12 protein-coding genes and 1 pseudogene are annotated in these 14560 nt (G+C 74.8%); 7 read left to right on the plus strand and 6 right to left on the minus strand.

Going from position 1 to position 14560, the window contains the following annotated elements; all coding sequences use genetic code 11:
* Positions 1-6: 6 nt before the first annotated feature.
* Together CNX65_RS20520 and CNX65_RS20525 are read left to right on the plus strand one after the other, a co-directional pair.
* Positions 7-633 carry a carboxymuconolactone decarboxylase family protein gene (locus tag CNX65_RS20520; RefSeq protein ID WP_096495207.1) on the plus strand — a complete coding sequence of 209 codons (627 nt, stop codon included), beginning with the start codon at positions 7-9 and terminating at the stop codon, positions 631-633.
* Positions 630-1499 carry an SDR family NAD(P)-dependent oxidoreductase gene (locus tag CNX65_RS20525; protein ID WP_096495208.1) on the plus strand — a complete coding sequence of 290 codons (870 nt, stop codon included), beginning with the start codon at positions 630-632 and terminating at the stop codon, positions 1497-1499. The genes CNX65_RS20520 and CNX65_RS20525 overlap by 4 nt, the downstream gene beginning before the upstream one ends.
* Before the next feature lie 91 nt (positions 1500-1590).
* On the opposite strand, the gene CNX65_RS20530 is transcribed toward CNX65_RS20525, so the two are convergent.
* A complete protein-coding gene (locus CNX65_RS20530) occupies positions 1591-3138 on the minus strand; it encodes a GMC family oxidoreductase (protein ID WP_096495209.1) in 1548 nt (515 codons plus the stop codon).
* 216 nt (positions 3139-3354) lie between these two features.
* Between CNX65_RS20530 and CNX65_RS20535 the strand changes: the two genes are divergently transcribed.
* From CNX65_RS20535 to CNX65_RS20545, 3 genes are read left to right on the plus strand one after another with little or no spacing between them, the layout of a single operon-like run.
* Complete coding sequence (locus tag CNX65_RS20535; RefSeq protein ID WP_096495210.1) at positions 3355-4341, plus strand: DUF1702 family protein; 987 nt, start codon at positions 3355-3357, stop codon at positions 4339-4341.
* The gene (locus CNX65_RS20540; protein ID WP_096495211.1) at positions 4338-5696 is read left to right on the plus strand and encodes a cytochrome P450; all 1359 of its coding nucleotides are present in this window, start codon (positions 4338-4340) and stop codon (positions 5694-5696) included. Before CNX65_RS20535 ends, CNX65_RS20540 begins: the two co-directional genes overlap by 4 nt.
* Positions 5697-5728: 32 nt before the next feature.
* Entirely contained in the window at positions 5729-6760 is a 1032-nt protein-coding gene (locus CNX65_RS20545) for a carboxymuconolactone decarboxylase family protein (protein ID WP_096497896.1), read from the plus strand.
* Positions 6761-6864: 104 nt separating this feature from the next.
* Here CNX65_RS20545 and CNX65_RS20550 read toward each other — a convergent pair whose 3' ends face one another.
* Positions 6865-7617, minus strand: a complete 753-nt coding sequence (locus CNX65_RS20550; protein WP_096495212.1) for a helix-turn-helix transcriptional regulator — start codon at positions 7615-7617, stop codon at positions 6865-6867.
* A 411-nt stretch (positions 7618-8028) separates the two neighbouring features.
* Here CNX65_RS20550 and CNX65_RS20555 point away from each other — a divergent pair, with 411 nt between their 5' ends.
* Positions 8029-8727 carry a TetR/AcrR family transcriptional regulator gene (locus CNX65_RS20555; RefSeq protein WP_096495213.1) on the plus strand — a complete coding sequence of 233 codons (699 nt, stop codon included), beginning with the start codon at positions 8029-8031 and terminating at the stop codon, positions 8725-8727.
* A gap of 343 nt (positions 8728-9070) precedes the next feature.
* Positions 9071-9349 (plus strand): annotated as a pseudogene (locus CNX65_RS38195) (SbtR family transcriptional regulator); the annotation flags it as partial.
* Between the two features lie 114 nt (positions 9350-9463).
* On the opposite strand, the gene CNX65_RS20570 reads toward CNX65_RS38195, so the two are convergent.
* The 4 genes from CNX65_RS20570 to CNX65_RS20585 are packed head-to-tail and all read right to left on the minus strand — an operon-like array spanning position 9464 to position 14266.
* On the minus strand, positions 9464-9988 hold the full coding sequence (locus CNX65_RS20570) for a flavin reductase family protein (protein ID WP_096495214.1): 525 nt from the start codon (positions 9986-9988) through the stop codon (positions 9464-9466).
* The gene (locus tag CNX65_RS20575; protein ID WP_096495215.1) at positions 9985-11283 is read right to left on the minus strand and encodes an ACP S-malonyltransferase; all 1299 of its coding nucleotides are present in this window, start codon (positions 11281-11283) and stop codon (positions 9985-9987) included. Before CNX65_RS20575 ends, CNX65_RS20570 begins: the two co-directional genes overlap by 4 nt.
* Complete coding sequence (locus CNX65_RS20580; protein WP_096495216.1) at positions 11280-12329, minus strand: enediyne biosynthesis protein; 1050 nt, start codon at positions 12327-12329, stop codon at positions 11280-11282. The genes CNX65_RS20575 and CNX65_RS20580 overlap by 4 nt, the downstream gene beginning before the upstream one ends.
* Positions 12326-14266: a CRTAC1 family protein gene (locus CNX65_RS20585; protein ID WP_232519929.1), complete on the minus strand. Its 1941-nt coding sequence runs from the start codon at positions 14264-14266 to the stop codon at positions 12326-12328. The genes CNX65_RS20580 and CNX65_RS20585 overlap by 4 nt, the downstream gene beginning before the upstream one ends.
* Between the last annotated feature and the right edge of the window lie 294 nt (positions 14267-14560).

Raw genomic sequence — 14560 nt, forward strand, 5'->3', positions numbered from 1 at the left:
TCGAGAATGGACGCAACGACCGAGGTCCGAGTCCCGATGGTGGAGGAGGCGCAGGCCACCGGCCGCGTCGCCGAGCTGTACGCCGAGATCAAGCAGGCCACCGGGCTGCCGTTCGTGCCCGACATGTTCCGGCTGACCTCGTCCCGGCCGGACCTGCTGGAGGCGGTGGTCGCCGGCTACAAGGGCATGTACCTGGGCGGGGTGCTGCCCCGGCAGACCCGCGAGCTGATCTCGGCGTGGACGTCGAAGGTGAACCAGTGCCCGTACTGCGTGGGCACGCACAACTTCTTCTTCCGGGCGTTCGGCGGGCCGGAGGAGACCGCGAAGGCGGTGGAGACGGCGTCCGGCGTGGACGAGCTGCCGGTGGACGAGCGCACGAAGGTGCTGCTGCGCCTGGTGACGAAGGTCAGCCGGGAGGCGTACAAGATCACCGAGGAGGACTGGCGGGTCGCGGGCGAGGCGGGGTGGAGCCGGGAGGAGCTGCTGGAGGCGTTCTTCACCGCGTCGATGTTCAACTTCATCACGCGCATGGTCGACGGGCTGGGCCTGGGCTACTCGGTGGCCGCGAGCCGGGTGTCGCAGCAGCCGGTGTCCCAGCAGCCGGTGTCCCAGCCGGGCGGCGGTGACCAGTGAGCCCGTCGCGGGCGGTCCTGATCACCGGGGTCAACTCCAGCGGCGGGCTGTCCTCGGGCACCGGGCGGGCGACGGCGCTGCGGCTGCACCGCGCCGGGCACCCGGTGTACGCGACCGGCCGGAACCTGGACGGGCTCCAGGACCTGGCCGCCGAGGGCATCACGACGCTGCGGGTGGACGTGACCGACGAGGCGTCGATGGCCGCGGCGGTCAAGCGGATCACCGAGGACCACGGGGCGGTCGGGGTGCTGGTGAACAACGCCGCCCACAGCCTCAACGGCACGATCGGCGAGACGCCGCTGGAGCAGGTGCGCAGGCAGTTCGAGACGAACTTCTTCGGGCTGTCCCGGATGACGCAGCTGGTGCTGCCGGGGATGCGGGAGCAGCGGTCGGGGCGGATCGTGATGATGTCCTCGATCTTCGGGCTGTTCGCCACCCCCGGCCGCGGCTACTACCAGGCGACCAAGCACGCGCTGGAGGCCATCAGCGACTCGCTGCGGCTGGAGGTGGCGCCGTGGGGCATCGAGGTGGCGGTGATCGAGCCGTCGCCGATCCTGGGCTCGTTCGTGCCGACCACCGTGGGCGACCTGGGCCTGTCCTCCGACAGCGAGCTGTACGCGGACTTCTGGCAGCGGTTCGTGGACTGGCACGGCGCCTACCGGGAGGTGGAGCACCCGACCGGGCGCGGGCGCACGTCGGTGCGCTCGGGGCAGGTGGCGAAGGTCGTGGAGCGGGCGATCACCGACCGCAAGCCGCGCATCCGGTACCGGGTGGGGATTCCCGTGCGGCTGCTGGGACCGCAGCGGGCGATCTTCGGGGACCGGGCGTGGGAGGTGTTCGTGAAGCGGTTCTTCCCGCAGCCGTGACCCGGTGAGCGCGCAGCGGCTCCGGACCCCCGCACGGGTCCGGAGCCGCTGCGCACTGCCGCGCGAGGGTTCTTCCGAGCGCAGGACGCGCTCAGCCGGTGCGCAGCCAGTCGGCCATCCGCTCGCCGATCATGATGGAGGTGAGGTTGGTGTTGGCGCGCACGGTGTTCGGCATGATCGAGGCGTCGCACACGTGCAGCGCCTCCAGCCCGTGCACCGCACCGCGCTCGTCCACCGCGGTCGACGGGTCGGACGCCGGTCCCATGCGGACCGTGCCGGTCGGGTGGTAAGCGCTCTCCAGGCTGGTCTTGACGTACTGCCGCACCATGTCGTCGTTGTCGATCATCGCGTCGCGCAGCACCACGAAACCCTGCCCCAGCTTGAGGATGTCCGGGTGGTGCGCGAGCCGCCACGCGGTGCGCACCCCGTCCACCAGCACGTCGATCTCGCGCTCGTCGTCCAGGAAGTTCAGCCGGATCACCGGGGCCGCGCGCGGGTCGGTCGAGTCGACGGTCACCCGGCCGCGCGAGCCCGGCCGCTGCGCCACGACCATCACGCCCAGGATCTCGGTGGTGCCCGCGAGCATCTGCAGCTCCGGGAACGGGCCGAGGCCGAAGTGGTTGACCATGTAGTACTGGAGGTCGTTGAAGTCGCCGGTGACCGGCGAGGTGGTGCGCAGGATCTGCTGCAGGAACGCCTCGGTGCGGTCCACCGCGCCCGGTTCGGGCACCAGGAACGCGCCGGTGCGCTGGTGGTCGACCAGGTTCGCGCCCACGCCCGGCAGGTCGGCGCGCACGTCCACGCCCAGCCGCCGCAGGTCCTCGGCGGGCCCGATCCCCGAGCGCAGCAGGATCGCGGGCGTGCCGATCGCGCCCGCCGCGAGCAGCACCCGGTCGCCGCGCACCAGCTCCGGTTCCGCGCCGGGCGCGCCGACGAGCACGCCGATCGCCCGCTGCCCGTCGAAGACCACCCGGTCGACCAGCAGGCCGGGCGCGAGCTCCAGGTTCGCCCTGCCCCTGGTCAGGGCCAGGTAGGTGCTGGCGGTGGTGGCCCTGCGGTCCCGGTCGTGCCGGGTGGACGGGATGGAGCCGACGCCGGTGGCCTCCGGGTGGTTGTGGTCGGCGACCTCGGCGAACCCGTGGTCCAGGCACGACTGCGTGAACGCGGTCTGCCCGATCGGCAGCTCGTCCGCGCTCCAGCGCCGGATCGGGATCGGGCCGGAGCCGCCGTGGAACTCGCTCTCGCCGTAGTCCCCGTCGCTCTCCAGCTTCCGGAAGTAGGGCAGCACGCCAGCGTACGACCAGGCCGGGTTGCCCGCCGCCGCCCAGTCGTCGTAGTCGGCGGGCACGCCGCGCAGCCCGACCGTCGCGCCGACCGCGGAGGAGCCGCCGGTGAGCTTGCCGCGCGGGTAGCGGATGCGGCGGCCGTCGTGCACGTCGGCGCGGAAGTCCCAGTCCTGCCCGGTGAAGGACATGGACCTGCCGTGGAACACCTCCTCGGGCAGCTCGTCCGGCCGGGCGTGGTCCGGTCCGCCCTCCAGCAGCAGCACCCGCCTCGCCGGGTCCTCGCTGAGCCTGGCCGCGAGCACCGAACCGGCCGATCCCGCTCCGACGATGATGTCGTTGTAGTGGGCCGTCATGTGATCCCTCTGGGCTAGTGGGTGCGGGCACGGGTCGCACCCGCCGGGAGCCGAGAGTCGCACCGCGCCGATCGCCGCTGCTACTCGCGCGTTGCCCGCGCTCCCCGCCGCAGGTGGAGCACTTCGCACGCTGGAAGTAGGCGCTGGTCGGGCCGCGCGGTGACGATCGGGTGATCCGTCAGCCGCGCCTGAGCGGCCGGGCGAGGGGAGCGATCGATGAGCAGCACGCTGGGCGCGCTCCGGCGCCGAGTCCTGACCCCCGACGTGTCCGAGACGCGGCTCTCGGTGCGCGGGTTCCACGACAAGGACCCGGCCGCGCGGGAGCTGCTGGAGACCGTGGGAGGCAGCTTCCTGGCGGGGTTCGGGCACGCCGCGCAGGCCCGCGCCCCGGAGGACGCGACCGCCCCGCTGGAGGAGGTTCCCGCGCCGTACCGGGGTTTCGCGTACGAGGGCGCGGGCATGGCGTTCGCGATCCGGGACGCGCTGCCGCTGGGCAGGCGCGGGCGCAACGCCCGCTTCCTGAGCGGGGCGGGCGCGCAGCACGCGTACATGGTGTACGTGGGCGCGGGCTGGGCGATGGCGCGGGTGCCGCGCGCGCTGTGGTCGCGGATGGCGCTGGACGACCCGCTGCTGCGCTGGCTGGCGCTGGACGGCTACGGGTTCCACCAGGCGTACTTCCACACCGAGCGGTACGTGCGCGAGCGGTACCGGGAGGCGCGGTTCCCGTGGCCGGGCGGCCCGATGTCCTGGTACGCCGACCACGTGATCGACCAGGGCATCGGCCGGGCATCCTGGTTCGTCGGCGGCGCGGACCCGGCCGTGGTGGCCGACCTGATCGACTCGTTCGCCGAGTCGCGGCGCGGCGACCTGTACGCGGGGGCGGGCCTGGCCGCGACCTACGCGGGCGGCGGCGACGAGGCGGAGCTGCGGGAGTTCGCCGCGCGCGCCGGGGACTGGGCGCCGCAGCTGGCGCAGGGCAGCGCGTTCGCCGCGACCGCCCGCGTGGACGCCGGGCTGGAGGTGCCGCACACCTCGGTGGCCACCGGGGTGTTCTGCGGGATCACCCCGCGCGAGGCCAAGGAGCTGTGCGACCGGACCCGGCCGGGTCCGGTGGCGGAGCTGCCCGAGCGGCCCGGCGTGCCCGCCTACGAGGTGTGGCGGCAGCGGATCGCCTCGGCGTTCGGCGCCGGGGTGTCGGCGTGACCGCCGTGCGGCCGGTGCGCGAGTTCCCCGGCCCGCCCGCGCGGCAGGCCCCGGCGCTGCTGGCCAGGATGGCGCGGGACCGGCTGGAGGTGATGACCTCGGTGGCCGCCCGCTACGGCGACGCCGTGCGGCTGCGGCTGGGGCCGAGGTCGCTGCACTTCTTCAACCACCCCGACCACGCCAAGCACGTGCTCGCCGACCACGCCGCCAACTACCGCAAGGGCATCGGCCTGGTGCACGCCCGGCGCGCGCTCGGCGACGGGCTGCTGACCAGCGAGGGCGAGAAGTGGAAGGCGCAGCGCCGCACCATCGGGCCGGGCTTCCAGGCCCGCAGGGTCAACGGCAAGGCGGACGCGATCGCCCAGGAGGCGGTGCGGCTGGTGGCGCGGCTGCGCGCGCGGGCCGGGGACGGGCCGGTGGACATCAGCGCCGAGATGACCGGGTTGACGCTGGCCGTGCTGGGCCGGTCGCTGCTGGACGCGGACCTCGGCGCGTTCGACTCGGTCGGCTCCTCGTTCGAGGCGGTCCAGGACCAGGCGATGTTCGAGATGATGACGCTGGGCGCGCTGCCGACGTGGCTGCCGCTGCCCCGGCAGCTGCGGTTCCGGCGGGCGCGCGCCGACCTGGAGCAGGTGGTGGCGCGGTTGGCCGCCGAGCGCGCCGCGATCCCCGGCCCGGACGGGGACGACGTGCTCACGCGGCTGGTCGAGTCGGTGCGCGGCGAGGCCGACCCGAGGGCCGGGCGGCTGCGGATGCGCGACGAGCTGGTGACGCTGCTGCTGGCCGGGCACGAGACGACGGCGAGCACGCTCAGCTGGACCTTCCACCTGCTGGACCGGCACCCCGAGGTGTGGGAGCGGGTGCACGCCGAGGCCGTCGAGGTGCTGGGCGACCGGGTGCCGGTGTTCGAGGACGTGCACCGGCTGCGCTACACCGGCATGGTGCTGCAGGAGGTCATGCGGCTGTACCCGGCGGTGTGGCTGCTGCCCCGGCAGGCGCGGGAGGCCGACGAGGTCGGCGGCTACCCGGTGCCCGCGGGCGCGGACGTGCTGATCTGCCCGTACACGCTGCACCGGCACCCCGGCCTGTGGGAGGACCCGGACCGGTTCGACCCCGAGCGGTTCGACCCGGCGCGGGCGGCGGGCAGGCCCCGCTACGCCTACCTGCCGTTCGGCGCCGGTCCCAGGGTGTGCGTGGGCAGCGCGCTCGGGGTGCTGGAGGCGACGATCGTGACCGCGTGCGTGGCCAGGGAGCTGCGGCTGAGCACCGCGCCCGGCCACCGGGTGCGCGCGGAGCCCATGCTGACGCTGCGGGTGCGCGGCGGGCTGCCGATGCGGGTGCGGCCGGTCCGGTGACCGCGCGCCCCTGGTTCCCGGTGGAGGGGTCGATGGTGTTGCGGGGTGTGGTCTCGGCGGGGCTGCGCGGGCTGTCCACGGCGCAGGTGCGGCGGGTGCGGCCGGTGCGGCACGGCGCGGCGGACGGGCCGGTGGCCAGGGTGTACCGGGAGCTGGAGCGCGACTTCGGGGTGCTCGCCCCGCCGGTCGCGCTGCACTCCCCCGCGCCGGACGTGCTCGCGGCCGTGTGGCTGGTGCTGCGGGAGACGCTGCTGGTGCCGGGCCGGGCGCCGAGGGCGGTGAAGGAGGCGGTGTCGACGGCGGTGTCCGAGGCCAACCGGTGCCCGTTCTGCGTGACCATGCACTCGTCGGTGCTCGACGACCTGGTGGTGCGCGGGAACCGCGGTGGCGCGGCCTGGACGGCGGCGGCCGAGTGGGCGGGCGCCGCCGCGTTCGCCGGGTCGACCGCGCCCGCGCCGTTCCCGGCCGAGCAGGCGCCCGAGGTGCTGGGCACGGCCGTGGTGCTGCACCACCTGAACCGGATGGTGAACCTGTTCCTGGGCGCGCTGCCGCTGCCGCCGGGCGCGCCCGCCGCGTCGATGGTGGTGGTGCGGCGGGTGCTGGTGCGCCTGATCCGGGCGGCCGGGCGGAGCGGGCCGGTGCGGGGCGCGTCGCTGGACCTGCTGCCCGAGGCCGACCTGCCCGCCGACCTGGCCTGGGCGGGCGCGGACCAGGTGCTGGGTCAGGCGTTCGCGCGGGCGGCCGGGGCGCTGGACGCGGCGGGGCGCCGGTCGGTGCCGGTGGGCGCGCGGGAGCTGGTGCTGGAGCGGCTGGCGGGCTGGGACGGGCGGGCGCCGGGGGTGAGCCGGGCGTGGGCCGAGGAGGCGGTGGCCGGGCTGCCCGCGCCCGAGCGCCCGGCGGGCCGGTTGGCGCTGCTGACCGCGCTGGCCGCCTACCAGGTGGACGACGCCGCGGTGGCCGCGTTCCGCGAGGTGGACCGGGAGGACCGGGCGCTGGTGGAGCTGACCGCGTGGGCGAGCATGGCCGCCGCGCGCCGGATCGGCTCCTGGGCCCCGCTGCCCTGAGCTGGTCGGAAGCCTGCGGTCCCGAAAGCCTGCGGACCCGGAGCGCCCCCGTGGCGTTCCGGGTCCGTGGCGTTCCGGGTCCGTGGCATTCCGGGTCCGCGGGGTCAGGAGCCCGCGGGGACGGCAAGCCCGGCGCTGTCCAGCTCGGGCAGGGCCAGCAGGATCGGCAGGTCCAGCGCGCCGGTCGGCCTGGTCGACAGGTCGACCTCGGTGGTGCGGCCCGCCGCGACCTGGACCCGGTCGACGGCGGCGACCAGCGCGGGGCCCTGCCGCCACGGCCGGGGCTCGGGGTCGTCCAGCGCGACCACGGCGGCCCGCAGGTACCAGACGCCCTCGGGCAGCGCGTCGAACCGGTAGGGCCCGGAGCCGTCGCTGGTGTCGCAGGCGCGCGGCACGCCCTGGGCGATCGGGTCGGCGAACGCGGCGACGTACACCCGCACCGGCCGCCCGACCTCGGGCACGTCCACCCAGCCCCGCACCGCGCCCGTGGCCGGGCCGACCTGGGCCCTGGGCAGCGCGGACAGCGACAGCAGGCCCTCGGCGGACAGCGCCCGGTAGCGGGCGGGCGAGACGCCGACGCTGCGGGTGAACCGGCTGGTGAACGTGCCGAGGCTGTTGTAGCCGACCGCGTAGGAGATCTCGGTGACGCTGAGCCGGGTCTCCAGCAGCAGCTGCTTGGCCCTGCTGAGCCGGATGGCGGTCAGGAAGCGCCCCGGCGAGGTGCCGGTGAGCCCCCGGAAGACCCTGGAGAAGTAGAACTTGCTGAGTATCGCGGGGGTCGCCATGTCGGCCAGCGACAAGGGCTCGTGGTACCGGGTCCACATCGTGTCGATCGCGCGCTCTACGGCGTCCTGCACAGCAGCCTCCATCCCGCTCGGCGAAGCGGCGGCCAGTCGGTGGACCGGGTCCGGGACGCGGGGGGTGGTTCCGTCCCGGTGACCGCGAGCGGCCACCGGTCCTTCGCCAGGAACGCTAGCAGCGGGAACGCCGGGGGGAAGCCTCCGCGCGGCAGCACCGCACTCTGCGATATGCGCGTGCCGCACAGCGGGTACCCGGTTGGTCCGTCCGGCTGCGCCCGCGGTCGCGCCAGGGCCTCAAGCGGGCTTTGCCAGTCCACTGTGGATTTTCCGGTTCCGCTTCCCCCTTCCCCGACAACGCTTTCCGCCAGTCCGGTGACGTGTCGCCCGCCGCTTCGGACTGGCGCAGGCCCGGCGCCCGGTGGCCCGCGGGGGCGGGGGACGGCGTGCGGGCTGTGTGACACTGGCCGGGTGAGTCCGCGAAAGCTCGCACCCGAGACGCGCACGGCGCTGGTCGACATCGCGGGGCGGCTGCTGGCCGAGCACGGCGCGCAGGCCCTGTCCACCCGCCGCATCGCCGCCGAGGCGGGCACCTCGACCATGGCCGTGTACACCTACTTCGGCGGCATGAGCGGCCTGGTGCGCGCCATGGCGCACGAGGGGTTCGCCCGCCTGGAGCGGCAGTTCGGCCGGGTCAGGCACACCGACGACCCGGTGGCGGACGTGCTGGTGCTCGGGCACGCCTACCGGCACAACGCGAAGGCCAACTCGCACCTGTACGCGGTGATGTTCGGCGGCCAGTCGCTGGCGGGCTTCTCGCTCACCGAGGAGGACCGCCAGTACGGCCGGTACACCCTGCTGACCGCCGTCGAGCGGGTGACCAGGTGCATCGCGGCGGGCCGCTTCCGCGAGGGCGACCCGGCGCTGATCGCGCACGAGATGTGGATCGCCACGCACGGCCTGGTGAACCTGGAGCTGGGCGGCTACCTGATCCCGCCGGTCGACGCGGAGCGCTGCTACGCGGCGCTGCTGTGCGGCCTGGTCGCCGGGGCCGGGGACGACGCGGCGTCGGCCGGGCGGTCGGTGGCGCGGGCCGAGCGCAGGCGGCGGACCGAGGTGGAGGCGGCGGGGGACGGGGACGTCGAGGCCGACGAGGACCCAGGCGCCTGACTCTCCACTGTGGACGCTCGCGGGCCGGGAGCCCTTTCCGGCTCCCGGCCCGGTCCAGCACGTGGGTCGCGCCGTGCTCCCGCAGCCGGTCGCCGCGCTCGGACGAGGCGGTGGTCACCGCGACCACCGAGGCCCCACCCGCGGCGGCCAGCTCCACGGCGGCGATGCCGGTGCTCCCGGACGCGCCCCGCACCAGCAGCCGCCCCGCGCCCGGCACCGGGTCCGGGACCTCCCCCACCACCAGCGCCTCGGGTCCGCCGAACCCGCCCACGGCCACCGCGCGCGCCCTGTTCGCCGAGCGCGGCCTGGACGTGGGGTGCGGGAGGTCGCCCGCGCGGCCGGGGTGGGCCCGGCGGCCCCGTACCGCCGGTTCCCCACCAAGCGGGCGCTGGCGGAGGCGGCGTTCAGCCTGGGGATGGCGGACTGCGAGCGGATCGTCGTGCAGGGCTGCACCCCGGACGAGGAGACCCGTGGGGCGATCACCGCGCAGCGGCGCGCGCTGCACCGGGTGCCCGCCGACCTGACCCGCCGGGCGCAGGCGGCCGGGCGGCTGCGGCCCGACGTCGGCGTGGACGACCTGGTGCTGCTCCTGCGCGCCGGTCGCGGTCCGGCGGCGGGCCGCCCCGAGGCGGGGGACGCCGACGCGCGCCGGTTCGCCGCGCTCGCGCTCGACGAGCTCCGGGCGCGCGGACGGGCGCCCGCGCGAGGTCATCCCCGCGCGGGCGCCCGTCCGCCGTCAGCTCGCGCCCAGCTTCCGGTAGCGACCGCCGAAGAACAGCAGCGGCTCACCGTCGTCGGGGGCGCAGGCGGCGCTGAGCACCTCGCCCACGAACACCGTGTGGTCGCCGCCGTCGTAGGCGTGCGCCACCCGGCACTCCAGCCACGCCAGCGCGCCTGCCAGCAGCGGCGCTCCGGTGCGCTCACCGGGCCGCCACCCGACCCCGTCGAACTGGGCGGCCCCCTGCGGCCTGGACCGGTCGGCGAAGTAGCGGGCCACGTGCTCCTGCGCCTGCGCGAGCACCGAGACCGCGAACTCCCCCTCCTCCACGATGGCCGCGTGCATCAGCGCCGTGCGCGCCACGCAGCACAGCACCAGCGGCGGGGTCAGCGACACGGACGAGAACGCGTTGGCGGTCATCCCGTGCGTGCTGCGGCCCGCCGTGGTGAGCACGGTGACGCCGGTGGCGAACCCGCGCATCACCTCCCGCAGCGCGGGCCGGGACACCAGCGGCGTCGCGGGGCCTGCCCCGTGCGCGCTCATCGCTCCACCCCCGCGTGCCCGGCGCAGCAGTGCGGGACCTCTTCCCTGGGCAGCAGCGGTTTCAGGTCGACCTCGGCGCCCAGCGCGTGCGCCGCGCCGAGGACCGCGAGCAGCGGGGCCCCGTCCGGGCTGGTGGTGTCGGTGGCCAGCACCGGCACGTCCGGGACGACGCGCGCCGCCAGTCCCGCGAGCACCCGGCCCGGCCCGACCTCGACCGCCAGGTCCACGTCCCGCAGCGCCCGCGCCACCGCCTGCCGGAACAGCACCGGTCGGCGCACCTGCTCGCGCAGCAGCGCCTCCGGGTCGTCGTCCGGGCCGACCGGTCGGGCGGTGACGGTCGACACGACCTCCCGCTCGGGCGCGGTGATCCGGACCCGGCCCAGCGCCTCGCCCACCGCCTCGGCCGCGCCGCTCACGTGCGCCGTGTGGAAGGCGTGCGGGACGCGCAGCCGGTGCACGCGGAACCCGCGCCCGCGCGCGGCCTCGCACACCCGGTCCACCGCGTCGGCGGGCCCGGCGACCACGGTCTCGTCGGGCGCGTGGTCACCCGCGACGCCGACGTCCTCGGCCACCGCGAGCGCGGCGGCGGTGTCGGAGCCGGTTCCCAGCACCGCCATCGCGCCCCCGCCCGCCGAGGCGGACGCCATCACGCGGGCGCGCTCGGCGACCAGGTCCAGGAGCGCGCGCGGGTCCAGGCACCCGGCCCAGCTCAGCGCGGTGAACTCGCCGAGGCTGTGGCCGACCGCGACGTGCGCGTCGACCCCGGCCATCCCCAGCAGCCGCGCCGCGGCCAACGACCCGGCGACCACGCGCACCTGCTCCGCGTCGGCCCCGTCGCCCGGCCGCGCGGCCCGCAGCACCTCGGCGGCCTCGGGGTAGCGCCGCCACACCGCGCCGCCCACCACCTTCCCGCCCTGCGCCGGGAACAGGTAGGCGATGCGGGGCGGGGTGGTGGCGCGCCCGAGGAACACGCCGTCGTCGGGCAGGAAGGCCTTGGTGGCCCCGGCGTCCAGCAGTTCGACCAGCGCCCGGAACGCCCGCCGCGCGCCCACCGGGTCGGTGGCGACGAGGGCGGCCCGCACCGGCCCTCCCGCGCGTGATCCCGCGAGCTCGGCCGCCAGCGCGGCCAGCGACCCGGCGGCCTGGGCGCCACCGGTCAGCTCGGCCTCCAGGTCCTGCCCCGGCTCGGGGAGCTCGCTCCCGCTGGGCGGCCCGGCCAGCGCGGCCACCCGGTCGCGCAGCTCGCCGAACCCGGCCGCGTCGAGCAGCAGCAGCTCGGCGTCCCCGGCGCTCATCGCGCCGCCCCCGCGGTCCCTTGCCCCGCGGACCCTTGCCCCGCGGCGCTTTGCCCCGGTGCGCTCTCCCCCGCGGCGGGGCTCGCCGCGCCCGCCCCGGCCGAACGACCGGTCCGCAGGTGCACGCCCCACCACCACAGCCCGCGCAGCAGGCACACGATCGCGGTGGCGAAGAACAGGGTGTAGACGACGTTGAACAGCATCAGGATGCCGTAGACGAACGCGACGCCGCTGCCGAACATGAACTGGTTGACCGGCTTGGTCGGCGTGGTGCCGGGGTCGGTGATCATGTAGTTGGTGAACAGCACGAACGCCACCCCGGTCATCACCCCGAGCGCGTTGTACAGCGACACGTCCCAGATCCAGTGCCGCACGAACGCCTGGATGGCGAACCCGCCCATCCAGCCGACGATCAGCGGCACCCGCTTGGTGAGCAGCCCGTTGATGACCGTGCCCGCCGTGGCGATGATGATCGGGATCATGACCCGCCAGTAGTAGTTCGCCTCCTCGGTGAACTCGTACGGCGGCGCGATGCTGATCCACGAGCCGAAGAACAGCAGCGCCAGCGTGATCCCGAAGTTCGACGGGTTCATGTAGTGCCGCATCCGGCCCGCGATCGGCGCCTGGAGCACGTGCTTGGCGGCGACGCCGCAGAACACGCCGAACAGGATCGGCCACAGCTGGTTGTTGGCGTACAGCAGCATGTTCACCGCGAGGCTGGTGATGTGCGCGGGCAGCAGGAACTCGTACACCCCGCGCATCCCGCGCCCGCCGAACCGGGGGGCGCGCTTGTAGGCCCACGCGCTGATCACCTCCAGCACGATCTCGGTGGTGTACCCGGCCAGCACCGCGGCGAACGGCCACAGCCAGGGCTGCTCGAACCCGAGCAGCGTGTACCCGAAGACGTTGAAGACGCTGATGGACAGCGCGAAGTTGCGCAGCGCCACGTAGCGCGGGTCGAGCTTGGGCGGTTTCGGGGCGGGGATGGTCGGCGCGGGGGCCTGGCCGTCGCCTGCCCGGTCGGTGGTGGGGGCGGTGGCGGTCATCGGACCGGGACCTCCTGTGCGGTGCTGGTCAGGTAGAGGGTGCGGTCGCCCTGGTCGACCGTCGTGGTCTGCTCGTGCAGCCGCCCGTCGAGGTCGCGCCAGCACAGCGTCAGCTCGACCGGGCCGGTGTAGTCGCCGAACCCGAAGTGGACGTCGAAGCTGCGCTTGCCGCCGTGGCCGCTGCCGCCGTCGAGCTGCGAGACCTGCTGCCCGCCGTCCGGGGTGCGGGCCGTGACGGTGGCCCCGTAGGCGGGGCTGCCCGGCCCGACGAGACCGGTGCCCGCCTGCTCCACCGGGCGGTACAGGTGCAGCGTCAGGTAGCCGCCCCGGTCCGGCGCGGTGTTGGCGTAGAAGGAGGGCGGCCCCCACTGGCGGGCGATGGCCAGGTCCAGCGCGCCGCTGCGGGTGCTGTCGCCCATGGCGATGCCCCGGCTCGGGTGGTGCACGCCGAGGCCCAGCTCGCCGGTGATGTTGACGAACTGCTCCTCGTGGCGGCCCCTGGCGAAGAACGCGGGGGCCTCGTGGCCGGAGATGTCGTCGCCGGGCTGCAGGGTGGGCCACATGACCGGGTTGGACACCAGCATCTCGTTGGACATCGCCAGCTCCTGCAACCACGGCCAGCGGTCGGTGTCGCCCTTGACGAACCCGGTGGTCTGGACGACGTCCAGGTTGCCGGTGTTGGCGAAGTCGCCCATCTTGATGTCCCAGCCCCAGCCGGACCACGCGGTGGCCAGCTCCTGGCCGCGCTGGGTGAACAGCGCCTTGCCGCCGCCCATGGCCTCGGCCTGCGCCTTCGGCTCGGCCGCGTCGTTGACCCACAGGAAGTGGCTCTCCTCAAGGCCCCACGCGGTGGTGATGTTGCTGACCGCCATGTCGAAGCTGCCGTTGCGGTCGACGTCCGCGAAGTCCACGCCCATGCCCTTGAACGAGTCCTTGCCCAGCACGAACGACTTGGGCGTGGTCGGGGTGCGGGTGCCCAGGACCGGGGCGAACCGGATGCGGTCGGGCGTGGAGGTGTTGTGCAGCATGAAGTCGTGGCCGAAGTCGTTGGCGATGTACACCTCGGGCAGGCCGTCGCCGGTCATGTCGGCGTTGCTGAGCCCGAGGGTCCAGCCGTTGGCCGCCAGGTGCGGGATCGCCGCGTCCTCCTGGACGTAGCCCGCGCTGGGCTCGTCACCGGCCGCGCCGGAGGTCCAGCGCAGGACGTGGTTGCCGCCGCCGTTGAGCGCCCTGGAGAGCGAGTCGTTCATGGAGACGTTGTTCTGGCCCTGCGGGTCCAGCACGTCGGAGTCGGGGAAGTAGTTGCCGATGATGATGTCCGGGCGGCCGTTGCCCGCCAGGTCGCCGACCGTCACGGCGTTGGTGTGCCACTTGGGACCGTGGTACTCGCCGTCCTGGGTGACCTGCGGGACCAGCTCGGTCGGGTGGTAGGAGGCGAGCTCGACGCGCTGCGCGCTCTCCTTGGCCAGGTACAGCACCGGGGTGCGCCCCCAGTAGCTCACCAGCAGGTCCGCGCGCCCGTCCGCGTTGAAGTCACCCGGCGTGCAGCCGGTCGGGGCCATCGCGCGGCCCACCGGCAGCGGCGCGGGGTCGAGCAGGAACGGCGCGAACCGGTCCTCCTCGGGCGCGGTGGGCGCCGGGGTGACGATCACCTCGTCGGTGCGCGGGTCCACGATGCACAGCGAGTTCGCGCGCCCGTGGCCGGTGAGGTCGTTGAGGGCGATGCCCGCGCCGACCGAGGAGATCCAGCTGCGGATGCGGTGGAACTCCGGGTTCACCTCCCGCACGTCCTTCATCGGGCGGTCCTCGTAGCCGGGTGGCAGCTCGATGGGCAGCTCCCGGAACCCGTACTGCACGGCGATGTCGTGCGCTCCGGGAACCGCGACGGCGTTGTGCCCGACCGCCAGCAGGGACGCGCCGACGAGGACGGTCACCACGCCCGGAACCAGTTTCCGCGTTCGCTCAGCAAAATCAGCCATGATCTCCCCGCCGCACGCCACCGGGAGTCGCCTCCCGCCCGGCTCGAGTGGATGAGTGAGTGGAATGGGGGCCGCGCGCCGGGACCGGCGGATTCACCACCGGATCGGTGCTCCCGGACTGGCGGCCTGCGCTGTGGAACAGCTCCGATCCAGTATGGGAGCGGGTTCGGCGGGGTGCTTCTCCCGGAGTGCTGCGAGGTTTCTCCGGGAATGCGGCAACGTTTTCGCTGCCCGGAAAGGAAAAAAGGGGGC

The sequence above is a fragment of the Actinosynnema pretiosum genome, assembly GCF_002354875.1.
Classification (GTDB): Bacteria; Actinomycetota; Actinomycetes; order Mycobacteriales; family Pseudonocardiaceae; genus Actinosynnema; species Actinosynnema auranticum.

What these genes read in the sequence shown, in the direction of transcription:
- CNX65_RS20520 (WP_096495207.1), top strand. Translation starts at nt 7, where the DNA reads ATGGACGCAACGACCGAGGTCCGAGTCCCGATGGTGGAGGAGGCGCAG.
- CNX65_RS20530 (WP_096495209.1), bottom strand. Translation starts at nt 3,138, where the DNA reads ATGACGGCCCACTACAACGACATCATCGTCGGAGCGGGATCGGCCGGT.
- CNX65_RS20535 (WP_096495210.1), top strand. Translation starts at nt 3,355, where the DNA reads ATGAGCAGCACGCTGGGCGCGCTCCGGCGCCGAGTCCTGACCCCCGAC.
- CNX65_RS20545 (WP_096497896.1), top strand. Translation starts at nt 5,729, where the DNA reads ATGGTGTTGCGGGGTGTGGTCTCGGCGGGGCTGCGCGGGCTGTCCACG.
- CNX65_RS20570 (WP_096495214.1), bottom strand. Translation starts at nt 9,988, where the DNA reads ATGAGCGCGCACGGGGCAGGCCCCGCGACGCCGCTGGTGTCCCGGCCC.
- CNX65_RS20575 (WP_096495215.1), bottom strand. Translation starts at nt 11,283, where the DNA reads ATGAGCGCCGGGGACGCCGAGCTGCTGCTGCTCGACGCGGCCGGGTTC.
- CNX65_RS20580 (WP_096495216.1), bottom strand. Translation starts at nt 12,329, where the DNA reads ATGACCGCCACCGCCCCCACCACCGACCGGGCAGGCGACGGCCAGGCC.